General features: G+C 62.4%; 24 protein-coding genes. 22 read left to right on the plus strand and 2 right to left on the minus strand.

Features of this window, described 5'->3' with window-relative positions; all coding sequences use genetic code 11:
- Nucleotides 1-80 precede the first annotated feature (80 nt).
- Nucleotides 81-3,422: a ribonuclease E gene (rne, locus tag HX851_RS35065; RefSeq protein ID WP_177064269.1), complete on the minus strand. Its 3,342-nt coding sequence runs from the start codon at nt 3,420-3,422 to the stop codon at nt 81-83.
- Nucleotides 3,423-4,132: 710 nt separating this feature from the next.
- Between rne and rluC the strand changes: the two genes are divergently transcribed.
- Genes rluC through sppA form a run of 3 tightly spaced genes read left to right on the plus strand, consistent with a single transcriptional unit; the run spans nt 4,133 to nt 6,751 of the window.
- A complete protein-coding gene (gene rluC, locus HX851_RS35070; protein WP_177057527.1) occupies nt 4,133-5,089 on the plus strand; it encodes a 23S rRNA pseudouridine(955/2504/2580) synthase RluC in 957 nt (318 codons plus the stop codon).
- Nucleotides 5,079-5,741 carry an HAD-IA family hydrolase gene (locus HX851_RS35075; protein ID WP_177064270.1) on the plus strand — a complete coding sequence of 221 codons (663 nt, stop codon included), beginning with the start codon at nt 5,079-5,081 and terminating at the stop codon, nt 5,739-5,741. The genes rluC and HX851_RS35075 overlap by 11 nt, the downstream gene beginning before the upstream one ends.
- Nucleotides 5,742-5,761: 20 nt before the next feature.
- Nucleotides 5,762-6,751: a signal peptide peptidase SppA gene (sppA, locus tag HX851_RS35080; RefSeq protein WP_177064271.1), complete on the plus strand. Its 990-nt coding sequence runs from the start codon at nt 5,762-5,764 to the stop codon at nt 6,749-6,751.
- A gap of 146 nt (nt 6,752-6,897) precedes the next feature.
- Here the strand turns inward: sppA and HX851_RS35085 are convergent, their stop codons facing one another.
- Nucleotides 6,898-7,476 carry a Maf family protein gene (locus HX851_RS35085; protein WP_177057524.1) on the minus strand — a complete coding sequence of 193 codons (579 nt, stop codon included), beginning with the start codon at nt 7,474-7,476 and terminating at the stop codon, nt 6,898-6,900.
- Nucleotides 7,477-7,581: 105 nt separating this feature from the next.
- On the opposite strand from HX851_RS35085, the gene HX851_RS35090 reads away from it, so the two are divergent.
- The 19 genes from HX851_RS35090 (at nt 7,582) to HX851_RS35180 (ending at nt 23,370) form a co-directional block, all read left to right on the plus strand.
- On the plus strand, nt 7,582-8,109 hold the full coding sequence (locus tag HX851_RS35090; protein WP_083875327.1) for a YceD family protein: 528 nt from the start codon (nt 7,582-7,584) through the stop codon (nt 8,107-8,109).
- Nucleotides 8,110-8,122: 13 nt separating this feature from the next.
- On the plus strand, nt 8,123-8,305 hold the full coding sequence (rpmF, locus tag HX851_RS35095; RefSeq protein WP_003179396.1) for a 50S ribosomal protein L32: 183 nt from the start codon (nt 8,123-8,125) through the stop codon (nt 8,303-8,305).
- Between the two features lie 3 nt (nt 8,306-8,308).
- Nucleotides 8,309-9,319 (plus strand): phosphate acyltransferase PlsX, encoded by a 1,011-nt coding sequence (gene plsX, locus HX851_RS35100; protein WP_177057523.1) that lies wholly within the window; start codon nt 8,309-8,311, stop codon nt 9,317-9,319.
- A gap of 138 nt (nt 9,320-9,457) precedes the next feature.
- Entirely contained in the window at nt 9,458-10,396 is a 939-nt protein-coding gene (gene fabD / locus HX851_RS35105) for an ACP S-malonyltransferase (RefSeq protein WP_177057522.1), read from the plus strand.
- A gap of 16 nt (nt 10,397-10,412) precedes the next feature.
- Nucleotides 10,413-11,153, plus strand: coding sequence for a 3-oxoacyl-ACP reductase FabG (gene fabG, locus HX851_RS35110; RefSeq protein WP_177057521.1), 741 nt, complete (start codon nt 10,413-10,415; stop codon nt 11,151-11,153).
- A gap of 196 nt (nt 11,154-11,349) precedes the next feature.
- Nucleotides 11,350-11,586, plus strand: a complete 237-nt coding sequence (gene acpP, locus HX851_RS35115) for an acyl carrier protein (RefSeq protein ID WP_007987170.1) — start codon at nt 11,350-11,352, stop codon at nt 11,584-11,586.
- 111 nt (nt 11,587-11,697) lie between these two features.
- Complete coding sequence (gene fabF / locus HX851_RS35120) at nt 11,698-12,942, plus strand: beta-ketoacyl-ACP synthase II (protein WP_177057520.1); 1,245 nt, start codon at nt 11,698-11,700, stop codon at nt 12,940-12,942.
- Nucleotides 12,942-13,757 carry an aminodeoxychorismate lyase gene (gene pabC, locus HX851_RS35125; RefSeq protein ID WP_177057519.1) on the plus strand — a complete coding sequence of 272 codons (816 nt, stop codon included), beginning with the start codon at nt 12,942-12,944 and terminating at the stop codon, nt 13,755-13,757. Before fabF ends, pabC begins: the two co-directional genes overlap by 1 nt.
- Nucleotide 13,758: 1 nt before the next feature.
- Nucleotides 13,759-14,958, plus strand: coding sequence for an endolytic transglycosylase MltG (gene mltG / locus HX851_RS35130; RefSeq protein WP_177057518.1), 1,200 nt, complete (start codon nt 13,759-13,761; stop codon nt 14,956-14,958).
- Between the two features lie 19 nt (nt 14,959-14,977).
- On the plus strand, nt 14,978-15,610 hold the full coding sequence (gene tmk, locus HX851_RS35135; RefSeq protein ID WP_177057517.1) for a dTMP kinase: 633 nt from the start codon (nt 14,978-14,980) through the stop codon (nt 15,608-15,610).
- On the plus strand, nt 15,603-16,586 hold the full coding sequence (locus HX851_RS35140) for a DNA polymerase III subunit delta' (protein WP_177057516.1): 984 nt from the start codon (nt 15,603-15,605) through the stop codon (nt 16,584-16,586). The genes tmk and HX851_RS35140 overlap by 8 nt, the downstream gene beginning before the upstream one ends.
- Before the next feature lie 54 nt (nt 16,587-16,640).
- Nucleotides 16,641-16,997: a PilZ domain-containing protein gene (locus tag HX851_RS35145; RefSeq protein WP_017126409.1), complete on the plus strand. Its 357-nt coding sequence runs from the start codon at nt 16,641-16,643 to the stop codon at nt 16,995-16,997.
- Nucleotides 16,998-17,012: 15 nt separating this feature from the next.
- Nucleotides 17,013-17,798 (plus strand): TatD family hydrolase, encoded by a 786-nt coding sequence (locus tag HX851_RS35150; RefSeq protein ID WP_177064272.1) that lies wholly within the window; start codon nt 17,013-17,015, stop codon nt 17,796-17,798.
- A gap of 442 nt (nt 17,799-18,240) precedes the next feature.
- On the plus strand, nt 18,241-18,879 hold the full coding sequence (locus tag HX851_RS35155) for a TetR/AcrR family transcriptional regulator (protein WP_017126411.1): 639 nt from the start codon (nt 18,241-18,243) through the stop codon (nt 18,877-18,879).
- Nucleotides 18,880-19,065: 186 nt separating this feature from the next.
- Entirely contained in the window at nt 19,066-20,034 is a 969-nt protein-coding gene (locus HX851_RS35160) for a GTP 3',8-cyclase MoaA (protein WP_177057514.1), read from the plus strand.
- 246 nt (nt 20,035-20,280) lie between these two features.
- Complete coding sequence (locus tag HX851_RS35165) at nt 20,281-20,886, plus strand: DUF4823 domain-containing protein (RefSeq protein ID WP_177057513.1); 606 nt, start codon at nt 20,281-20,283, stop codon at nt 20,884-20,886.
- A 17-nt stretch (nt 20,887-20,903) separates the two neighbouring features.
- Nucleotides 20,904-21,467 (plus strand): DUF1285 domain-containing protein, encoded by a 564-nt coding sequence (locus HX851_RS35170; protein ID WP_177057512.1) that lies wholly within the window; start codon nt 20,904-20,906, stop codon nt 21,465-21,467.
- Between the two features lie 188 nt (nt 21,468-21,655).
- On the plus strand, nt 21,656-22,369 hold the full coding sequence (locus HX851_RS35175) for a GntR family transcriptional regulator (RefSeq protein ID WP_177057511.1): 714 nt from the start codon (nt 21,656-21,658) through the stop codon (nt 22,367-22,369).
- Nucleotides 22,366-23,370, plus strand: a complete 1,005-nt coding sequence (locus HX851_RS35180; RefSeq protein ID WP_177057510.1) for an ADP-ribosylglycohydrolase family protein — start codon at nt 22,366-22,368, stop codon at nt 23,368-23,370. Before HX851_RS35175 ends, HX851_RS35180 begins: the two co-directional genes overlap by 4 nt.
- The last annotated feature ends 31 nt before the right edge of the window (nt 23,371-23,401 follow it).

The raw sequence follows: 23,401 nt of genomic DNA on the forward strand, positions 1-23,401 counted from the left end.
GCGATCTGAGTCTGATGTGACCGCCATAAAAAAACCCCGCCTGCATCGCTGCAGGCGGGGCTTTTCAGTTACCGCTGGAGTCAGGCGAGGGGTTTAGGCTCGTGGGCTTCTTCCAGGGCTTTTGGCGTGTGCTCGATCACTTCGTCGACGGATTGCAGGTTCTCGTCGATGGTCGGCGCAGCCGGCTCGCTTTCAGTGTGTACAACAGGCACCGGAGCGGCTTCTTGTACCACTTCAGCAACCACTACCGCTTCCACGGCAGGTGTGGCGGCTGCGCCAGCCAGTTCGGCAGCCTTGCGGGCCTCTTCTTCACGCTTGCGGCGACGCACTTCACGTGGGTCGTTCGGCGCGCGGCCGTTGCTGGACACGACCACTGCCGGAGCTTCTTCAACCACTGGCGCGGCGACTTCGGCAACGACTGGGGCCTCGACCGGAGCCGGCTCTGGTTGCGCAGCCACGACAGGCTCCGCGGCAACCGGTTCGGCAATCACAGGCTCGGCGACTGGCGCCGGTGCCGCTTCGACGACGGCCGGTTCAGCGGACCATTCGAAGGTCGCCTGGACTTCCTGGGCGGGCTCCGGTGCTTTCTCGACGGCTGCTTCAACGACCGGGGTTTCAACTACTGCTGCTTCAACCACGGGGGCTTCGACAGCCGCCGTTTCGATAACAGGGGCTTCGACCGCAGGCTCTGGCGCCACGAACACTGGCAGTTCGGCAGCAACAGCGGGTTCAGCCGCTGCTTCGATCACCGGTGCGGCTTCAACTACCGGAGCAACTTCCACTTCCGGTGCGGCAACCGCATCTACCGGAGTCGTCGCTTCCACCACAGGCGCTTCGACGGCCGGGGTTTGCTCGACAGCGGCGGTGGCGCGTTCAGCCTGCTGCTGCGCTTGGGCTTCAGCCGGGGCGCTGATCACGCTGCTGGCGACAGCGGCGGTCACGGCCAGGCCTGCAGCCAGGTCATCAGTGCTGGCTTCGCCCTGATTACCTTCGCCGCCTTCTTCGGAGCCTTCGATCACATTGCCGTTGGCATCGCGCTGCCGCTCGCGACGGTTGCTGCGACGACGCTGGCCGCGGGAGCGACGACGTGGACGATCGCCACCTTCGGCGTTGTCCTGGCCGTCGTCCTGCAGTTGCTCTTCGCCCTGCAACACTTCCTCTTCTTCACCCGCTTCAGCGGCCTGTTCGGCGCGTGGCTGGCGTTCTTCACGCGGAGCACGTGGCTGACGCTCTTCACGCGGGGCGCGGGCCGGACGTTCTTCAGCGACAACAGCAGCAGCGGCGCCGGCGACAGCGCCGACTGCCGGGGTGGCATCCAGCGGTTCACGCAGTTCACGTACACGCTCTTCACGCTCGCCGCGTGGCTTGCGATCTTCACGTGGGGCACGCGGTGCACGTTCTTCGCGTGGAGCGCGCGGTGTACGTTCCTCGCGGGCTACGGCCGGAGCTTCGTCACGGGCTTCACGCGGGGCTCGTTCTTCACGGGCTTCGCGAGGTACACGTTCTTCACGCGGCGCACGCTCTTCGCGAGGTTCGCGCGGTGCGCGTTCTTCACGTGGCGCACGCTCTTCGCGCGGCTTGCGTTCTTCATCGCGGCGACCGTTGCGGTTGCGGCTCTGCTGACGACCGTTGCGACGCTCTTCGTTACGGGCAGGACGCTCGGCGGCCGGTTTCTCGACCACGACCGGCGCGGCCGGCTCTTCCTTGGTGGCGAACAGGCTGACCAGGGACTTCACCAGGCCCTTGAACAGGCTTGGCTCGGCAACCGGAGCCGGGGCGGCAACCACCGGGGCGACCACTTCGGTCGGCACGGGCGCATTGGCGCGGGCCGGAGCGGTCTTGACCGCGGCTTCCTGGCGAACCAGGGTGCGGGTTGCGGCGGCCGGCTGGACTTCTTCCACTTCGGCAGCGGCAGCGGCGATTTCGTAGCTGGACTGGTTGGTGTGGGCTTCCGGGCTGTCATCGCGCAGGCGTTGCACTTCGAAGTGCGGCGTCTCGAGGTGATCGTTCGGCAGGATCACGATGCGGGCACGGGTGCGCAGTTCGATCTTGGTGATCGAGTTGCGTTTTTCGTTGAGCAGGAACGCAGCGACCGGGATCGGCACCTGGGCGCGGACTTCGGCGGTGCGGTCCTTCAGGGCTTCTTCTTCGATCAGGCGCAGGATCGCCAGGGACAGCGACTCGACATCACGGATGATGCCGGTGCCGTTGCAGCGTGGGCAGACGATGCCGCTGCTTTCGCCCAGGGACGGACGCAGGCGCTGACGGGACATTTCCAGCAGGCCGAAGCGCGAGATGCGGCCGACTTGTACGCGGGCGCGGTCGGCTTCCAGGCATTCGCGGACTTTTTCTTCCACGGCGCGCTGATTCTTGGCCGGGGTCATGTCGATGAAGTCGATCACGATCAGGCCGCCGATGTCGCGCAGGCGCAACTGGCGGGCGATTTCTTCAGCGGCTTCGAGGTTGGTCTGCAGCGCGGTTTCTTCGATGTCGCTGCCTTTGGTGGCGCGCGCCGAGTTGATGTCGATGGACACCAGGGCTTCGGTCGGATCGATCACGATGGAACCGCCGGAAGGCAGTTCGACGACGCGCTGGAAGGCGGTCTCGATCTGGCTTTCGATCTGGAAGCGGTTGAACAGCGGGACGCTGTCTTCGTACAGCTTGATCTTGCTGGCGTACTGCGGCATCACCTGGCGGATGAAGGTCAGGGCTTCGTCCTGGGCTTCGACGCTGTCGATCAGCACTTCGCCGATGTCCTGGCGCAGGTAGTCGCGGATGGCGCGGATGATCACGTTGCTTTCCTGGTAGATCAGGAAAGGCGCGGAACGATCCAGGGACGCTTCCTTGATCGCGGTCCAGAGTTGCAGCAGGTAGTCGAGGTCCCACTGCATTTCTTCGCTGCTGCGGCCCAGGCCGGCAGTACGCACGATCAGGCCCATGTCGGCAGGTGCCACCAGGCCGTTCAGCGCTTCACGCAGTTCGTTGCGCTCTTCGCCTTCGATGCGGCGGGAAATGCCGCCGGCACGCGGGTTGTTCGGCATCAGGACGAGGTAACGACCGGCCAGGCTGATGAAGGTGGTCAGGGCGGCGCCCTTGTTGCCACGTTCTTCTTTTTCGACCTGGACGATGACTTCCTGGCCTTCGCTCAGGACGTCCTTGATGTTGACGCGGCCTTCGGGGGACTTCTTGAAGTATTCGCGGGAGATTTCTTTCAGCGGCAGGAAGCCATGGCGCTCAGAGCCGAAATCGACAAAGGCAGCCTCGAGGCTTGGTTCGATGCGAGTAATCCGGCCTTTATAGATGTTGGCCTTCTTCTGCTCGCGTGCACCGGACTCAATGTCCAGGTCGTAGAGGCGCTGGCCATCTACCAGTGCAACACGCAACTCTTCGGGTTGAGTTGCGTTAATCAGCATTCTTTTCATGTAGTACCGTCGGTTTCCGGGCTGCCGGAAACGGCGTTCGGCACACACGACTTCTCACGGTCGGTGTCAGGTGCGTCAGGAGTGGTTGGCCACTCCAGTGTCTAGCGAGATTTCGACCTTCAGGCGAAGTCGCGACTGACGCTTCCTGCTTGCTGTGGTGGCATAAGCACCGCTTAAGCAAAACTGAGTCAGGAGGAGGAATCAACCGCGGGTGTGGACGATATGAAGCGTCTTGAACAAGCCTAATGCTACACAGTCCGACGGTTGTGCATCTCCACCCTACACGTATCCCTGATAATTCGGGTGCTGCCGCGCGCAGAATCCGCAGCGGGTTGGCATTTACCGTGAACGCCGAAAGGGGAGTTCACGCATCATGGCTAATCAGGCGTTGTTTCCGGCACTCTCGCTCGGGCTTGTCCTGCGACTGACTGCACTTTGTGAACTGGCCGTGAATATCGGCTCGGGATGACGAGTGGTTACTCAGTTTCCCGGCTCGCTTCAGGCCTCATGTCACCTGCGCTCGTTACAATCACGAACCTGCCATGTGTAGCGAAAGCCCCGTAGGACGGCCTCGCGTCCTGATGAATTGCGTTGGTCAGGGTCGGCTGTTTGCCGTTGTTCCTCTGCCCGGCCGCTTTTGGCGGCGTTCGCGACTATAGCAGCAATGATTAAGTGCTTCAATTCCATAAAAAATTGTTATCATTCCCAGCATGACGACGACTACCCCCCCGACCCCAGGCGTCCAACTGCTTGAGGTCTTGCCGGAATATGCCGGCCAACGCATCGACAACTTTCTTCTTGCCCGGCTCAAAGGCGTGCCCAAGACCTTGATCTACCGCATCTTGCGTAAAGGCGAAGTGCGAGTGAACAAGGGGCGGATCAAGCCCGAGTACAAGCTGCAGGCCGGAGATGTCGTTCGAGTGCCTCCCGTGCGCGTTCCCGAGCGCGACGAGCCCGTGCCGCTGGCCCAGGGCCTGTTGCAGCGCCTGGAAGCCTCGATCGTGTTCGAAGACAAGGCGCTGATCGTGATCAACAAGCCGGCCGGTATTGCCGTGCATGGCGGCAGCGGCCTGAATTTCGGCGTGATCGAGGCATTTCGCCAGCTGCGCCCGGACGCCAAGGAACTGGAACTGGTGCACCGACTGGACCGTGACACTTCCGGCCTGCTGATGATCGCCAAGAAGCGCAGCATGTTGCGCCATTTGCACGAGCAGTTGCGCGGCGATGGCGTGGACAAGCGTTATATGGCCCTGGTCCGCGGACGCTGGGATACCGCCCTGAAGCAGGTGCGGGCGCCGTTGCTCAAGAGCAACCTGCGTTCCGGCGAGCGCATGGTCGAGGTCAATGAAGAAGGCAAGGAGGCGCTGACCGTATTCAAGGTACTGCGTCGCTTCGGTGACTTCGCCACCATGGTCGAGGCCAAGCCGGTGACCGGCCGGACCCACCAGATTCGTGTACACACCTTGCACGCCGGCCATTGCATCGCCGGTGACAGCAAGTACGGCGAGGAGGCTTTCACCAAGGAGATTCGCGACCTGGGTGGCAAGCGCCTGTTCCTGCACGCCTACATGCTGACCGTGCCGTTGCCCGATGGCGGCGAGCTGAAGTTGCAGGCGCCGGTGGATGAAATGTGGGCCAAGACGGTGGAGCGGTTGAGTGCGGTCTGATTACAAGCTGCTGATTTTCGATTGGGACGGCACCCTGGCCGATTCCATTGGTCGGATTGTCCAGGCGATGGGCGAGGCGGCCGAGCGTGCCGGCTGGCCCAAGCGCGATGATCCGGCGGTCAAGGGGATTATCGGCCTGGGCTTGCCGGAAGCGATCCGTACCCTCTATCCAAGTATTTCCGACGAAGAGCTGGTCATTTTCCGTCAGCACTACGCCGACAGTTATATTGCCCTGGAAGCCGTGCCTTCGCCGTTGTTCCCGGGCGTGGTGGAGTCCATGGACGCGTTTCGCGCCGCGGGCTACCAGTTGGCCGTGGCGACCGGCAAGGCCCGTCGCGGGCTGGATCGGGTGCTGAAGGCCCATGGCTGGCTGGATTACTTCGATATCACCCGGGCCGCCGACGAAACCGCGAGCAAGCCGCATCCGTTGATGCTCGAAGAGATTCTTGCCTACTGTGGCGTGCCGGCGTCCCAGGCGCTGATGGTCGGCGATTCGGCGTTTGACCTGCAGATGGCGCGCAATGCCGGCATGGACAGCGTGGCGGTCGGCTACGGCGCCTTGTCGCTGGATGAGTTGCGAGTGTTCGAGCCGCGTTTGGCGATCGATGGTTTTCCTGAATTGCATGCCTGGCTGAATCGCCAGGCCCATTGAGTCTATTGGGGTGAGCACGCATGGCAGATGAATGGAGTGCACCGCCCAAGGCGAATGCCGAAGGCGGCGACGACAAAAGCTGGAAACTGCTGGAGAAGACCCTGCTGGCGGGTGTCCAGGAGCAGCGCCGGGCGCGGCGCTGGGGGATTTTCTTCAAGCTGCTGACCTTCGCCTATCTGCTGGTCGCGCTGTTGATGTTCTCGCCGCTGATGGACATGGAAAAGAGTGCCGGTCGCGGTGCGCACTACACCGCCCTGATCGAGGTGCGCGGGGTGATCGCGGACAAGGAGTCGGCCAGCGCCGACAATATCGTCAGCAGTCTGCGCGAGGCGTTCAAGGATCCCAAGGTCAAGGCGGTCATCCTGCGTATCAACAGCCCGGGCGGTAGTCCGGTGCAGTCGGGTTATGTCTATGACGAGATCCGCCGGCTGCGCGGCCTTCACCCGGATACCAAGCTCTATGCGGTGATTTCCGATCTCGGTGCCTCGGGGGCTTACTACATTGCCAGCGCGGCTGACCAGATCTACGCCGACAAGGCCAGTCTGGTCGGCTCCATTGGCGTGACGGCGGCGGGTTACGGTTTTGTCGGCACCATGGAGAAGCTGGGGGTTGAGCGTCGTGCCTACTCTTCGGGTGAACACAAGGCGTTCCTCGATCCGTTCCAGCCACAAAAGGCGGATGAAACCCGCTTCTGGCAAAGCGTGCTGGACACCACTCACAACCAGTTCATCGACAGCGTCAAGAAAGGGCGTGGTGATCGTCTCAAGGATAAAGAGCATCCCGAGCTGTTCTCTGGTCTGGTCTGGTCTGGTGAGCAGGCCTTGCCCCTGGGGCTGATCGATGGCCTGGGCAGTGCCAGTTCCGTGGCCCGTGACGTGATCGGCGAGAAGGAGCTGGTGGACTTCACGGTCCAGGAGTCGCCTTTCGATCGCTTCTCGAAAAAGCTCGGTGCCAGCGTGGCCGAGCAGTTGGCCATGTGGATGGGCTTCCAGGGGCCGCCCCTGCGTTGATGATTGCGAGGCCCCTGTAAGGAGCCTGGCTTGCCAGCGATGGCGTCCGGATGGGCGCCGCAAGGTTCAAGGCCCTCTTCGCGTACAGGTTTGATCGTTCCCACGCTCTGCGTGGGAATGCCTCCCAGGACGCTCCGCGTCCCGCTTCAGGGAATCTCGACCCCTTCGGCCAACAGCATATCCACCAGTCGGATCAACGGCAGGCCCACCAGGCTGGTGGCATCTGGCCCCTCTGTACGTTGAAACAGGCTGACACCCAATCCTTCCGCCTTGAAGCTGCCCGCGCAGTCATAGGGCTGCTCGGCCCGCAGGTAGCGTTCGATGCGCTCCGGATCGAGCTGGCGCATATGCACGGTGAACGGTACGCAGTCGACCTGGCAGCGGCCGCTCTGGCTGTTGAGCAGGGCCAGGCCGGTGAGGAAAGTCACACTGGCGCCGCTGGCCGCCAGCAGTTGCTCGCGGGCCTTGTCGAAGGTGTGGGATTTGCCGATGATGCGCCCGTCGAGCACGGCGACCTGGTCCGAACCGATGATCAGGTGTCGTGGATGGCTGGCGGACAGGGCGCGGGCCTTTTCTTCGGCCAGGCGCCTGACCAGGGCCTCGGCGGACTCGCCGGGCTGGTGGCTCTCGTCGATATCGGGCGAGCCGCAGGTAAAAGGCAGGCGCAGGCGATCAAGCAGTTCCCGGCGATAAACCGAGCTGGAAGCGAGTAACAACGGCAGCATGGGCTTCTCCTGAGGGTAGCCGGCGATTCTATCCAGAGGCGAAGCTGACGGACAGGGCTGAATTTCCTTTGACATGGTCAGGGGTATCCCTATAATGCTGCGCCTATGTTGAATGACCCGATTCCACCTCACGTTGACCCGCGCAAATTGGCTGACCGTGGCACCACCCTTCAAGGTGAACTGCTGCTGGCCGATTTGGAGAGACTCTGCGACCCGCTTTCCGACAACGTCGGTACGGTGCAGGCCAAATTCGTTTTTGAACGAGATGAACGTAAGTCTGTGGTTATCCACAGCTTTATCGACACCGAAGTCAAAATGGTTTGCCAGCGTTGTCTTGAGCTGGTCACCCTGCCGATCCACAGCGAGTGCAGTTATGCCGTGGTGAAGGAGGGTGCGAATACCCAGTCGTTGCCGAAAGGTTATGACGTGCTGGAACTGGGCGAAGATCCTTTGGATCTGCAGGCATTGATCGAGGAAGAGCTTCTGCTCGCCTTGCCCATTGTGCCTGCTCATCATCCGGAAGAATGCCAGCAGCCGGACGGGCTCGAAGAGCCTGAGCCGAGCGAGGACGAGGTAACGCGGTCCAACCCGTTCAGTGTATTGGCGCAGTTAAAGCGTGACCCAAACGTTTAGGAGTTAATCAATTATGGCTGTTCAGCAGAACAAAAAATCCCGCTCCGCCCGTGACATGCGTCGTTCCCACGATGCTCTCGAGGCTAGCACCCTGTCCGTGGAAAAGACCACCGGTGAAGTTCACCTGCGTCACCACGTATCGCCAGAAGGCGTATACCGTGGCCGTAAAGTGATCGACAAGGGCGCTGACGAGTAAATCTTGTCCGCTCAGATCATCGCGATCGACGCAATGGGCGGGGACTTCGGTCCCCGCAGCATTGTCCAGGCCAGTATTGCCTGCCTGTCCGCTACACCCTCGCTGCACCTGACCCTTGTCGGTCAACCTTCCCAACTCGATGAATTGATTGCTGGTTATCCGGCTGTTGATCGCGCGCGCCTGACGATTGTCCCGGCGGCGGAGGTCATCACCATGGATGAGCGGCCGTCCCAGGCCCTGCGTGGCAAGCCCGATTCGTCGATGCGCGTGGCGTTGCAGCTACTGCGTGACGATAAGGCCCAGGCGGTGGTCAGTGCCGGTAATACCGGGGCGCTGATGGCCCTGTCGCGTCATGTGCTCAAGACCCTGCCGGGCATCGACCGGCCAGCGATGGTGGCGGCGATCCCGACCCGGCGCGGCTATTGCCAGTTGCTCGACCTCGGGGCGAATGTCGATTGCAGTGCCGAGCACCTGTTCCAGTTCGCCGTGATGGGCTCGGTGGCCGCCGAGGCCCTGGGCGTGGTGCGGCCGCGGGTGGCCTTGCTGAATGTCGGTACCGAAGACATCAAGGGTAACCAGCAGGTCAAGCTGGCGGCCGGTTTGTTGCAGGAAGCTCGCGGGCTGAACTATATAGGCTTCGTCGAGGGGGACGGGCTGTACCGTGGCGAGGCCGATGTGGTGGTCTGCGACGGCTTTGTCGGCAATATCCTGCTCAAGTCCAGCGAAGGCCTGGCGACCATGATCGCCGCGCGGATCGAGGCGTTGTTCCGTCGTAACCTGGCGTCGCGGGCGGTCGGCCTCCTGGCCTTGCCGTTGCTCAAGCGCCTGCAGGCCGACCTGGCACCGGCGCGCCACAATGGCGCGAGTTTCCTCGGCTTGCAGGGTATCGTGGTCAAGAGCCATGGCTCCGCCGGCGTGCAGGGTTTGCAGAGTGCCATCCAGCGCGCCCTGATCGAGATTCAGGAAAACCTCCCCGAGCGCCTGCACGGACGCCTGGAGGAACTGTTGCTTTAGGCGTTTTGCCTGGCAAATGCTTAAATGTGACCGCTCGGTTCAACGTGCCATCCAACTGAGGCATTCAATCAAGAATTTCTGGCGTTCCCATGGTGGGACCTCAACTCTCCGACGACAAGATCATTAGGGGCTCGTTTCATGTCTACTTCCCTCGCATTCGTCTTTCCAGGACAGGGCTCGCAGTCCCTCGGCATGCTGGCCGAGCTGGGCGCGCAGTACCCGCTGATCCTGGAAACCTTCGCCGAGGCCTCCGAGGCCCTGGGCTATGACCTCTGGGCACTGACCCAGCAGGGGCCGGAAGAGCAACTGAATCAGACCGACAAGACCCAGCCGGCGATCCTCACCGCTTCGGTGGCCCTGTGGCGCCTGTGGCTGGCTGAAGGCGGCAAGCGTCCGGCCTATGTCGCCGGCCACAGCCTGGGTGAATACAGCGCACTGGTTGCTGCCGGCAGCCTGAGCCTGGCCGATGCCGTTCGTCTGGTCGAGCGTCGCGGTCAGCTGATGCAAGAGGCCGTGCCGGCCGGGCAGGGCGCCATGGCGGCGATCCTTGGCCTGGAAGATGCCGATGTGGTTACAGCCTGTGCCGACTCCGCCCAGGGCGAAGTGGTCAGTGCGGTAAACTTCAATTCGCCGGGCCAGGTGGTGATCGCCGGGGCCAAGGCCGCTGTCGAGCGCGCCATGGAAGCCTGCAAAGCCAAGGGGGCCAAGCGCGCATTGCCGTTGCCGGTCAGCGTACCGTCACATTGCGAGCTGATGCGTCCGGCTGCCGAACGCTTCGCCGAATCGGTTGCGGCCATCGACTGGCAGGCACCACAGATCCCGCTGGTGCAGAATGTCAGCGCCGGCGTCGCCGCCGATCTGGATACCCTCAAGCGCGACCTGCTGGAACAGCTCTACAAGCCGGTGCGCTGGGTCGAGTCCGTGCAGTACCTGGCGGCCCAGGGCGCGACCGAACTGGTCGAGTGCGGCCCGGGCAAGGTCCTGGCCGGCCTGAACAAGCGTTGCGCCGATGGCGTGAACACCTCCAACCTGAATACCCCGGATGCCTTCGCCGCCACGCGCGCGGCACAGGCCTGAATTAGGAGAAGCCTGCATGAGTCTGCAAGGTAAAGTTGCACTGGTCACCGGCGCCAGCCGTGGTATCGGCCAAGCCATCGCCCTCGAATTGGGTCGCCTGGGGGCTGTGGTCGTCGGTACCGCGACATCCGCCTCGGGTGCCGAGCGCATTGCCGCGACCCTCAAGGAACATGGTATTCAAGGTACTGGCCTGGAACTCAACGTCACCAGCGACGAGTCCGTGGCCGCAGTCCTGGCGAGCATCACCGAGCAGTTCGGTGTGCCGGCGATCCTGGTCAATAATGCCGGTATCACCCGCGATAACCTGATGATGCGCATGAAAGACGATGAGTGGTACGACGTGGTCGATACCAACCTCAACAGTCTGTTCCGCCTGTCCAAGGGCGTTCTGCGTGGCATGACCAAGGCGCGTTGGGGCCGAATTATCAATATTGGCTCGGTTGTGGGTGCCATGGGTAACGCAGGCCAAGTAAACTACGCGGCAGCCAAGGCCGGCCTCGAAGGTTTCAGTCGCGCACTCGCGCGTGAAGTCGGTTCGCGGTCGATTACGGTAAACTCGGTTGCTCCAGGTTTCATCGACACCGATATGACCCGCGAATTGCCCGAGGCACAGCGTGAAGCCCTGCTGACGCAGATTCCGCTGGGCCGTCTCGGCCAGGCCCAGGAGATCGCGCAAGTGGTCGCTTTTCTGGCTTCGGACGGTGCGGCTTACGTGACTGGGGCTACAATCCCGGTGAACGGCGGGATGTACATGTAATTCAAATGTGACGGATTGCTTCAAAAAAATGTCATACCAGCTGTCTAAAATCCGTTATAAAGCTGCAACTTATTGATGGGCAGAGGGCAAAGGGGGACGAAGGCTGAAGCTTTCGGTTGAAAAGCTGAAAAGCCTTTCTATACACTTACCCACCGGCCAGCTGCCTGAATTTTTCCATTAGGAGTGAAAACAAGGTATGAGCACCATCGAAGAACGCGTCAAGAAAATCGTTGCCGAGCAACTGGGCGTCAAGGAAGAAGAAGTGGTCAACACTGCTTCCTTCGTTGAAGACCTGGGTGCCGACTCCCTTGACACCGTTGAGCTGGTGATGGCTCTGGAAGAGGAATTCGAGACCGAAATCCCTGACGAAGAAGCTGAAAAAATCACCACCGTACAAGCTGCTATCGATTACGTTACTGCCCATCAGGCGTAATAGTTTGTAATCGTTGCCCGCTGTCATGGAAAAACCGCACTGCCATCATGGCGTGCGGTTTTTTCTTTAGGTGTGAGGCAAAGTGTCGTCAACAGGATAAAGGAGAGTGCTGTGTCGCGTAGACGCGTCGTAGTCACCGGTATGGGGATGTTGTCGCCATTGGGTACGGATGTTCCGAGTACCTGGCAGGGCATTCTGGCTGGCCGCAGTGGCATTGGTCTGATCGAACACACAGACCTTTCTGCCTATACCACCCGTTTTGGCGGCTCGGTAAAAGGCTTCAAAGTCGAAGAATATTTGTCGGTCAAAGAAGCCCGCAAACTCGACCTGTTCATTCAATACGGCCTGGCTGCCGGTTTTCAGGCGGTGCGCAATGCCGGCCTGGAAGTTACCGACGCCAACCGCGAACGCATCGGCGTGGCCATGGGCTCGGGTATTGGCGGTCTGACCAATATCGAGGAAACCAGCCGCACCCTGCATGATTCCGGGCCACGGCGCATTTCGCCGTTCTTCGTGCCTGGCTCGATCATCAATATGATTTCCGGCTTCCTGTCCATCCACCTGGGTGCCCAGGGGCCGAACTACGCCATCGCCACCGCCTGCACCACCGGTACCCACTGCATCGGCATGGCGGCGCGCAACATTGCCTACGGCGAAGCCGACGTGATGATTGCCGGCGGCGCCGAGATGGCCGCCTGCGGCCTCGGCATGGGCGGCTTCGGTGCTTCGCGCGCGTTGTCGACCCGCAACGACGAGCCGACCCGTGCCAGCCGTCCGTGGGACAAGGGCCGCGACGGCTTCGTGTTGTCCGACGGCGCCGGTGCGCTGGTACTGGAAGAGCTGGAGCACGCCAAGGCGCGTGGTGCCACCATCTACGCCGAGCTGATCGGCTTCGGCACCAGCGGCGATGCCTACCACATGACCTCGCCACCCGCCGACGGCGCCGGTGCGGCGCGTTGCATCGCCAACGCCCTGCGTGATGCCAAGCTGAATGTCGATCAGGTGCAGTACGTCAATGCCCACGGCACCTCGACCGCGGCCGGCGACCTTGCCGAAGCCCAGGCGATCAAGACGGTATTCGGTGAGCACGCCTACAAACTGGCGGTCAGCTCGACCAAATCGATGACCGGTCACCTGCTGGGTGCCGCCGGGGCGATCGAGGCGATCTTCAGCGTCCTGGCGATCAACGACCAGGTAGCGCCGCCGACCATCAACCTCGACGAGCCGGACGAAGGCTGCGACCTCGACTTCGTGCCTCACGAAGCGCGGCGCATGCCGATCGACGTGGTGCTGTCCAACTCCTTCGGTTTTGGCGGTACCAACGGCTCGCTGGTGTTCCGCCGGTTCGCCGAGTGATGCAAAGCTGGGTCGACGGTCAGCCGGCGGATTCGTTGCCGCTCAAGGACCGTGGCCTGGCCTACGGCGATGGTCTGTTCGAGACCATTGCCGTGAAAGCCGGGCGTCCGCTGCTGCTGGAGCGGCACCTGCAGCGCCTGGCCGAAGGTTGCCAGCGCCTGGGCATCACTACGAACCAGGCGTTGATCCGCAGCGAGCTGCTGGTCTACAGCGCCGCCATGGGCGAGGGTGTGCTCAAGCTCATCCTCACCCGGGGTGACAGCCTGCGCGGTTACGCCGCCGCCGCCGATGCGGTGCCGCGGCGTATCCTCCAGGGCAGTCTGCCAGCGGCTTATCCACCGGCCCTGCAAAACCTGGGCATTCGTCTTTTCCCCTGTGTCACCCGCCTGTCCGAACAACCCCTGCTGGCCGGTCTCAAGCACCTCAACCGGCTGGAGCAGGTGCTCGCCCGCAGTGAGTGGCAGGATGCCGAACATGCCGAAGGCTTGATGCTCGATGGCGCCGGGCGGGTGATCGAAGGGGTCTTCAGCAACCTGTTCCTGGTACGTGGCGGCGTGCTGTTCACCGCTGACCTGAGCCGGTGCGGTGTGGCCGGCGTCATGCGTGCCGAGTTGCTGGATCAGGCCCGTGCTCTGGCTATCCCTGTGGATATCTCGGACATCAGCCTGGAGCAACTCCGACAGGCCGATGAGGTCTTTCTCTGTAACAGCGTCTACGGCGTCTGGCCGGTTCGTGCATTTGCCGATCTGAGCTGGTCGGTGGGTCCGCTCACCCGTAAACTGCAAGGTATTGCCCGCGCGTTATTGGATGTTTGAATTGAGACGTAAATTCTTGGTGCTGCTGCAGACAGGTCTGGTGCTGGCGGGATTGGCGCTGGGCGGATCGGCCTGGAAGATTCATTCGGCGCTGGAGCAGACCCTCGACCTGACGCAGGAGCAATTGCTCGACGTGCCGGCCGGCGCGACCCCCACCGGGACCTTCAATCGCATGGAGGCCGACGGCACCCTGCGCGATGCGTTCTGGCTGCGTCTGTACTGGCGTTTCAACCTGTCCGCCGTGCCTTTGCACAGTGGCGAGTATCGCCTTACCCCGGGCATGAATGTGCGTGCGCTGCTGGGCCTGTGGCAGCGTGGCGAAGTGGTGCAGTACAGCCTGACCCTGGTCGAGGGCTGGAACTTCCGGCAGGTACGCAGTGCCCTGGCGAAAAACGACAAGCTCCAGCAGACCCTCAACGGCCTCAGCGACACCGAAGTCATGAGCAAGCTGGGCCATCCGGGTGTGTTCCCGGAAGGTCGTTTCTTCCCGGACACCTACCGCTTCGTACGCGGCATGAGCGATGCCGAACTGCTGGAAAAGGCCTACGACCGCCTGGACAACGTACTGGACCAGGAATGGCAGAAGCGTGCCGCCGACGCCCCCTACACCGACCCCTACCAGGCGCTGATCATGGCGTCGCTGGTGGAGAAGGAAACCGGCGTACCCCAGGAGCGCGGCCAGATCGCCGGAGTCTTCGTGCGGCGGATGCAGATCGGCATGCTGCTGCAGACCGATCCGACGGTGATCTACGGCCTGGGTGAGCGCTACACCGGCAAATTGACCCGCGCCCACCTGCGTGAGGCCAACCCCTACAACACCTACCTCAACACCGGCTTGCCACCGACACCGATCGCCATGGTCGGCCGCGAAGCGATTCATGCCGCGCTGAACCCGGTGGCGGGCAACAGCCTGTACTTTGTCGCCCGGGGCGATGGCAGCCATGTCTTCTCCGACGACCTGGACGCTCATAACAACGCGGTGCGCGAGTTCCAGCTCAAGCGACGAGCGGACTACCGTTCGAGCCCGGCGCCGGCGGTAGCACCCTCTACGGCACCCGCCACCGTGCCGGCAGTTGTTCCCGGCGCCGAGCCGAAGCCGGCCCCGGACACCACTGAACCCGCCGCGGCGCCCCTCGGCGCCCCGACTGAAGCGCCGCCCGCGTCGGACCCCGTCGCACCCGAGACGAAGGACGCGCAATGACTCTGATTAAGGACTGCCTGTGACCGGCTTGTTTATTACCCTGGAAGGCCCGGAAGGCGCCGGCAAGAGCACCAATCGCGAGTACCTGGCCGAGCGCTTGCGCGCCCGGGGCATCGATGTGCTGCTGACCCGCGAACCGGGCGGTACGCCCCTGGCCGAACGTATTCGCGAATTGCTGCTGGCCCCGAGCGATGAAGCCATGTGTGCCGACACCGAACTGTTGCTGGTGTTCGCCGCCCGTGCCCAGCACCTGGCCCAGGTGATTCGCCCGGCCCTGGCGCGGGGGGCGGTGGTGTTGTGCGATCGCTTTACCGACGCCACCTATGCCTACCAGGGCGGCGGTCGTGGCTTGTCCCGGGAGCGAATCGCCACATTGGAAACCTTTGTCCAGGGCGAGTTGCGCCCGGACCTCACCCTGGTCTTCGACCTGCCGGTGGAAATCGGCCTGGCCCGCGCCAGTGCGCGTGGCCGGCTGGATCGCTTCGAGCAGGAAGGGCGGGTGTTCTTCGATGCGGTGCGCAGTACCTACCTGAAGCGTGCTGAAGCCGACCCGGCACGTTATCGCCTGGTCGATGCCGCCTTGCCGCTGGCACAAGTCCAGCAAGCGCTGGACGGCCTGCTGCCACTGATCCTGGAGCGGCATCGTGGCTGAAGCCTATCCCTGGCAGGACGCCCTCTGGCAGCAACTGGCCGGTCGCACGCAGCATGCCCATGCCTATCTGCTCCACGGCCCGGTGGGGATCGGCAAGCGGGCCCTGGCCGAACGGCTGATGGCGCTGCTGCTGTGCAAGAGCCCGCAAGGCCTCAATGCCTGCGGCCATTGCAAGTCCTGTCTGTTGCTGGCGGCGGGCAGTCACCCGGACAACTACATCCTCGAACCGGAAGAGGCGGACAAGGCGATCAAGGTCGACCAGGTTCGCGATCTGGTCAGCTTCGTGGTGCAGACCGCGCAACTGGGCGGGCGCAAGGTGGTGCTGATCGAGCCGGTGGAGTCGATGAACATCAACGCCGCCAACGCCTTGCTCAAGAGTCTCGAAGAGCCGTCCGGCGATACCGTGCTGTTGCTGGTCAGCCACCAGTCCAGTCGCTTGTTGCCGACCATTCGCAGCCGTTGCGTGCAGCAGGCCTGTCCGCTGCCGGGCGAAGCCATGAGCCTGGAGTGGCTGGCCGGGGCCTTGCCCGATTGCAGCGAAGAAGAGCGTGCCGAGCTGCTGACCCTGGCGGCCGGTTCGCCTCTGGCGGCGGTCAGTCTGCAGGCCCAGGGCGTGCGCGAACAGCGGGCGCTGGTGGTGGACGGAGTGAAGAAACTGCTCAAGCAACAGCAGTCGGCCACGCAGTTGGCCGAGGGCTGGAATGCCATTGCGCTGTTGCTGCTGTTCGACTGGTTCTGCGACTGGTCGAGCCTGATCCTGCGTTATCAACTGACCCAGGATGAAGCTGGCCTGGGCCTGCACGATATGCGCAAGGTGGTGCAGTACCTCGCGCAGAAAACCTCGCAGGAAAAGGTCCTGAATATCCAGGACTGGATCCTCGCCCAGCGGCAGAAGGTGCTGAGCAAGGCCAACCTCAACCGGGTGCTGCTGCTCGAAGCCTTGCTGGTGCAGTGGGCAGCGTTGCCGGCGAACTAGCCGTACAGGCCACCAAGCGCCTAGAATCGGGTTATCTGCATTTCGGGAGTCCGCATGAACGAACCCATTGGTCCAGGCCCGCGCAACGGTATCCTGTCCCTGACCATCAAGGACAAGTCGGTGCTGTACGCGGCCTATATGCCCTTTATCAAGAACGGCGGCCTGTTCATCCCCACCAACAAGAGCTACAGGTTGGGTGACGAGGTGTTCATGCTGCTCAACCTGATGGATGAGCCGGAGAAAATCCCGGTCGCCGGCAAGGTTACCTGGATCACCCCCAAGGGCGCCCAGGGCAATCGCGCGGCAGGTATCGGCGTACAGTTCAACGACGGCGACAACACCGCCCGCAGCAAGATCGAAACCCATCTGGCCGGCGCCCTCAAGTCCGACCGTCCCACCCATACGATGTAGTTGTCACTCTATCTCATGCTTGTAGATTCCCATTGCCACCTCGACCGTCTTGATCTCGCCGAACACCAGGGTTCCCTGGATGCCGCCCTCGAAGCGGCGCGCCAGCGCGGGGTCGGGCACTTCCTGTGCATCGGTGTCAGCGCCGATAACGCCGCCGACGTGAAGGCGCTGGCCGAGCGTTATGCCGATGTCGACTGTTCGGTCGGTGTGCACCCGCTGGACGTCAAGCCCGAGGCGACGCTGGCCCTCGACTGGTTGTTGCGCGAGCTCGATCATCCGCGCGTGGTGGCCATCGGCGAAACCGGCCTGGACTATCACTACGAGCCGGAAGCGGCCGACTTGCAACAGGCGTCTTTCCGCCTGCACCTGCAGGCGGCGCAGAAGACCGGCAAGCCGGTGATCGTGCATACCCGTGGCGCCCGCGCCGATACCCTGAGCCTGTTGCGCGAAGCACAGCTGCCCCAGGCCGGCGTGCTGCACTGTTTCACCGAGGATTGGGACATGGCCCGCGCGGCGCTGGACCTCGGGTTCTATATCTCGCTGTCGGGGATCGTGACCTTCCGCAACGCCGATGCCTTGCGCGATGTGGCCCGGCAGGTGCCGGCCGATCGCCTGCTGGTGGAAACCGACTCGCCTTACCTCGCGCCGATTCCCCATCGGGGCAAGCCGAACCTGCCGCAGTACGTGCGCGATGTGGCGGATTATCTGGCGATGTTGCGCGGGGTGCCTTATGAGCAGTTCGCCGAGCAGACCACCGAGAACTTCAAGCGCTTGTTTCCGCTGGCCCATGTACGTTCCTGAGCGTCGTTGTGGGAGCAATCCCTTGACCTTGAAAGCCAAATCGCAGGCAAAAAAAACCCGGGTTCTGGGGGGGTGAATCCGGGTTAAGACCATTAGGAGTAAAACAAAGGCGCGCGGTCCCTTGGCACCTTTATCGGCGCGTCACTTGGGGGAGATGTCGCGCCGACACTTCAAGTATTGGCCAGTATCGCGTCACGTCCAGTCAGGCCTGCTCATTTTTTAAACAGATTTGGAATACCTGCGCTTCGGTTGAGTTCTCATTGCTCGGCACCGCCTCCGGGTCTTGCCTGAATGCGACGCTCCGTGACCCGGACGAAGACTTTTTGACCGATAAGGTCTGATTCGTCGACAGTGAAAACGAAAAGCCTCGGATGATTCGTGCAATTTGGCGCGGCTCAGGCATAATACTTGGCTTCGATTTTGCCCCTACAGACCTTTTCTTATGCATAAAGAACCCCGTAAGGTCCGTGAGTTTCGTCGCCGCGAGCAAGAAATTCTCGATACCGCGCTAAAGCTGTTCCTCGAACAGGGTGAAGACAGTGTCACCGTCGAGATGATCGCGGATGCCGTCGGTATCGGCAAAGGCACCATCTACAAGCACTTCAAGTCCAAGGCGGAGATCTACCTGCGCCTGATGCTCGACTACGAGCGCGACTTGAACGAATTGCTGCACTCGGCCGACGTCGACAAGGACAAGGAAGCACTGTCCCGCGCCTACTTCGAATTCCGCATGCGCGACCCGCAGCGTTATCGACTGTTCGATCGCCTGGAAGAGAAGGTGGTCAAGGGCCATCAGGTCCCGGAAATGGTCGAGGAACTGCACAAGATCCGCGCCTCCAACTTCGAGCGCCTGACCTTGTTGATCAAGGGCCGTATCAGCGAAGGCAAGCTCGAGGACGTGCCGCCGTATTTCCACTATTGCGCCGCCTGGGCGCTGGTGCACGGCGCGGTCGCGTTGTACCACTCGCCGTTCTGGAGCAATGTGCTGGAGGATCAGGAGGGCTTCTTCCAGTTCCTGATGGACATCGGCGTGCGCATGGGCAACAAGCGCAAGCGCGACACCGATACGCCGGTAGCCTGACCGGCGCGGTATACTGGTGATGGTCCTGTAGGAGCCGGCTTGCCGGCGAAGAATGATAGCGCGGTGCGGCTTGAATTCCGCGTCGCTTGAATCGCCGGCAAGCCGGCTCCTACGGATAGGACTTGCTAAAAGTTGATTTTCAAGTCAGCTTTTAGTCTGTGCCAGAGTTCATCGCCGGAGTGTTCCATGATCGTTGACCGTCAAGGCAGGCGTTTTCGCAACCTGCGCATCAGCCTGACATCCGCCTGCAACTATGCCTGTACCTATTGCGTGCCCAATGGCAAGCGGCTGGTGGCTGCCCAGGATGAATTGTCGGCCGAAGCCATGGCGCGGGGTGTTGCCTACCTGATCGAGGCGGCCGGTATCGAGCGCTTGCGTATTACCGGCGGCGAACCGCTGGTCAGTCCCAAGCTGGAAGCCTTCATGGGCGCGGTGGGCAAGATGGGCTTGAGTGATATCAGCCTGACCACCAACGGCCAACTGCTGACACGCAAACTGCCGTTGCTGGTGGAGGCCGGCATCCGGCGGATCAACGTTTCCCTCGACACGCTCGACCCCGAAGCGTTCCGCAGCATTGCCCGTGGCGGCGATCTGGCGAGCGTGCTCGATGGCATGGACCGGGCCCGCGCGGCGGGGCTGAAGATCAAGGTCAATATGGTGCCGCTGCGCGGACAGAACCTGGACCAGGTGATGCCGCTGCTCGACTACTGCCTGGAGCGGGGTTACGAGCTGCGTTTCATCGAATTGATGCGCATGGGGCATCTGGCCAGCGACAACAATGCCTTTCTCCAGCAGTTTGTCAGTCTCCAGCAATTGCTCGGGCTGATCGGTGAGCGCTACGAATACCTGCAGGCCAATGCACCGGTCGACGCGACCGCGGTGCGCTACGAGATTCCGGGGCAGGGCTATTTTGGCGTGATCGCCAATGAAAGCGTACCGTTCTGTCGGACCTGCTCGCGCTTGCGCCTGTCCTCCACGGGATGGCTGCATGGCTGCCTGTCGTCGAGCAATCGGCATTACGTCGGCGACCTGCTGGACAAGCCGCGCCACGAAGCCCTGCCGGCGTTGCAGCGGCTGCTGGTCAAGGCCCTGGGCGACAAGCAGGAAGTGGCCTTCTCCGGCGGGGCGACGGTGATGAAAATCATTGGTGGCTAGGCATATCCACACCTCTATGTAGGCGCGGAGCTTGTGTGGGAGCGGGCTTGCCCGCGAAGCTTTTAGCGGCTTCACTGGCCTCTTCGCGGGCAAGCCCGCTCCTACAAAAGCCTGCTTCCACATGAATCAAGCAGTATCCCCCTGGGCTTGAAGCATGCCCCGCCCCCTCTGACTGACCAATCTGGCGCGGAAGCTGCATCACGCGGCTATTCGCCGGTTTTCCGTCACCGGCCTCTGGAGGATAGGATGCGTAGCCTGGTTATGCTGCTGGCGTTTTTGGCGCTGGGCGGCTGCATGAAAGTCAGCGATCTGGGAGAGGGCGCGCGTTATCAGATGAGCGACGCGGGATTGCTCGATCATAGCGATACGCGCCGGATCCATTCGTTCCGCATTCAGCCTGACTCCTTCATCTACATTGCCCAGGGTGCATTCACTCCGCCCGGCAGCGCCTATCCACGGCCGAACGTGGTGGCCGAAGAGGCCTTCAACGGCTTTGTCGAATACTTCCCGATGGTCCGTCGCGCCCGTGCGCCGGAGGGCCTCGACGAGGCCATGGCCGAAGCCCGCTCCGCCGGTGCCCACTACCTGCTGTACACCCGTTTCGCCAAGGCCGACGACCGGATCGGCAACTACGACGAATGGGCCGACCAGGAAGCCGTCGATCGCCTGGGGATCGACAGCGGCGTGATCCAGATCATGCTGATCGAAACCAGCACCCAGTACCTGATCGATACCGCGCGGATCAAGAGTCGTGGCGGTTTACTGACGTTCCATGACAACAAGCCGCAGGACCTGATCGCCAAGCCACTGGCCGAATATGCGCGTAGTCTATTGGGCTTGAGCGATCAGTAAGTCATTTCGGAGTGAGCATGAGTGAACCAGGCAAGGCCAACGACCTGTTGGCACAGATTCCCAGGACGGAAAAGGGGCTGCCGCCGGTTCACCTGTGGAATCCGGACTTCTGCGGCGATATCGACATGCGTATCGCCCGCGACGGTACCTGGTACTACCTGGGCACACCCATCGGGCGCAAGCCGATGGTCAAGCTGTTCTCCACCATCCTGCGTCGTGACGGCGACGATTATTTCCTGATCACCCCGGTGGAAAAGGTCGGCATCAAGGTCGACGACGCGCCTTTTGTCGCCGTGACCCTGGAGGTCCAAGGGCAGGGCGAGGCGCAGCAACTGTGCTTTACCACCTATGTCGACGAACAGGTCAGCGCGGGTGCCGAGCATCCGATCCGGGTGCTGATCGATCCCGTCAGCCAGGAGCCGACGCCGTATGTGCATGTACGCAGCAATCTCGAAGCGCTGATCCACCGCAACGTGTTCTACCAGTTGGTGGAGCTGGCGGTCACGCGACAGATCGACGGCCAGTCCTGGCTGGGCGTGTGGAGCGGCGGTGAGTTTTTCCCCATCGGCCTCGAACCCTGAGGTGGTTCCGCCTGCCGACGGATCACGAGCAAGCTTGCTCCTACAATGACCGCAACCAGACCTTGAGATGACGCGCACTCTGTAGGAGCCGGCTTGCCGGCGATAGCGCCCTCAAGTACATCGCCATTCATCCCTTCGAAAAATAAACTCCTTGCATCGGCAAGCCTGTTTCGGTTATCAATTTGTACATGATTAGACATGTTCGATTTGACAAGAAAAAACGGGTGGTCGACGAGCTGATCCGACGCATCGAAAGCGGTCTTCTCGAAGACGGCTTTCTGTTGCCGGGCGAGCATCAGTTGGCCGAAGAGTTCTCGGTGAGCCGTGGCACGCTGCGCGAGGCCCTGGCCGAGCTCAAGCGGCGCAACTACATTGCGACCCAGAGCGGCGTCGGCTCCATCGTCACCTATGACGGCATCGCGCTCGACCAGCGCGCGGGCTGGGCCCAGGCCCTGGCCGACACCGGTGCGCTGATCAACACCGAAGTGCTGCGCTTCGAGGCCGTGCAGCGCCCGGACCTGTTCAGTCGCTACGGCACTGACCGGTTCATCGCCCTCGACCGGCGTCGGCGCAATACCGAAGGCGTCGTGGTTTCCCTCGAACATTCCCTGATGCCGGCCAGCGACGGCCTGGAAAACCTGCCGGAAACCGGCCTGATCGATAACTCCCTGACCATCACCCTGGCCGCCCACGGCTTTGTCGGCGAACGCGGCGACCAGTGGATCGGCGCCGAACCCCTGGGCGAACAGGACGCCGAACTGCTTGGCCGTCCCGTCGGCACCGTGTTCCTCAAGGCCCTGCGCACCACCTATGACAAACAGGGACGCTTCATGGAACAGGTCGAAAGCCTGCTCGATCCCTTGCATTTCCGCCTGCACCTGGCTTTTGGAAACCCGACATGACCCCGACGCACCGCGCCCTTGGCGCATTCTATGGCCTGGCCCTGGGCGATGCCCTCGGCATGCCGACCCAGTCATTGAGTCGTAGCCAGATCCAGGCGCGCTTCGGCAGCATTCGCACCCTGGTGGATGCCGGCCCGGACCAGCCGATTGCGCCGAACATGCCCGCCGGTTCCATCACCGACGACACCGAACAGGCGATCCTGGTCGGCCAGTTGCTGATCGACGGCCAGGGCCATATCGAGCCGGCCGTGCTCGCCGAGCGCCTGATTGCCTGGGAGGCGGTGATGCAGGCCAAGGGTTCCCAGGACCTGCTGGGGCCGTCGACCAAACGCGCGATCGAGATGATCCTCGCCGGCCACAGCCCTGAAGAGGCCGGGCGCTACGGCACCACCAACGGCGCGGCGATGCGTATCACGCCGGTTGGCATTGCCGCCGATATCGTCGAGCCCGGGCGCTTTCTCAAGGCCGTGGTCCAGGCCTGCCAGGTCACCCATAACACCACCCTGGGCATCGCCAGTGCCGCCGCCGTGGCCGCGGTGATCTCCAGCGGGATCAATGGCAAGGGCCTGGCGCAGGCGCTGGAGGTCGGCACCGAGATCGCCTTTGCCGCTGAACAGCATGGTCACTGGGTTGCCGGTGGCCGTATAGGTCCGCGCATCCGCTGGGCCCGGCAACTGAGCGCCGACTGCGCCGATGCCGATCTCGGCGATCTGCTTTATGACGTGATCGGTACTTCCGTGGCCAGCCAGGAATCGGTGGTGGTCGCCTTTGCCCTGGCCCAGCGCGTGGCCCTGGGCCGGCTGAGCGCTTTCGACGCGACCTGCCTGGCCGCCAGCATCGGCGGCGACACCGACACCATCGCCGGGATTCTCGGCGCCATGCTCGGTGCCTGCGACGGCCTGGAATGCTGGCCGCCCGAACTGATCGCACAGATCATCGAAGTCAACAGGCTGGAACTGGTTCCACTGGTTCAAGGGCTGATTGCCCTGCGCACCGCCTGAAATAACAACACGCAACGGACTGCAGAAGAAG

The sequence above is a fragment of the Pseudomonas gingeri genome, from assembly GCF_013385635.1.
Taxonomy (GTDB): domain Bacteria; phylum Pseudomonadota; class Gammaproteobacteria; order Pseudomonadales; family Pseudomonadaceae; genus Aquipseudomonas; species Aquipseudomonas gingeri_A.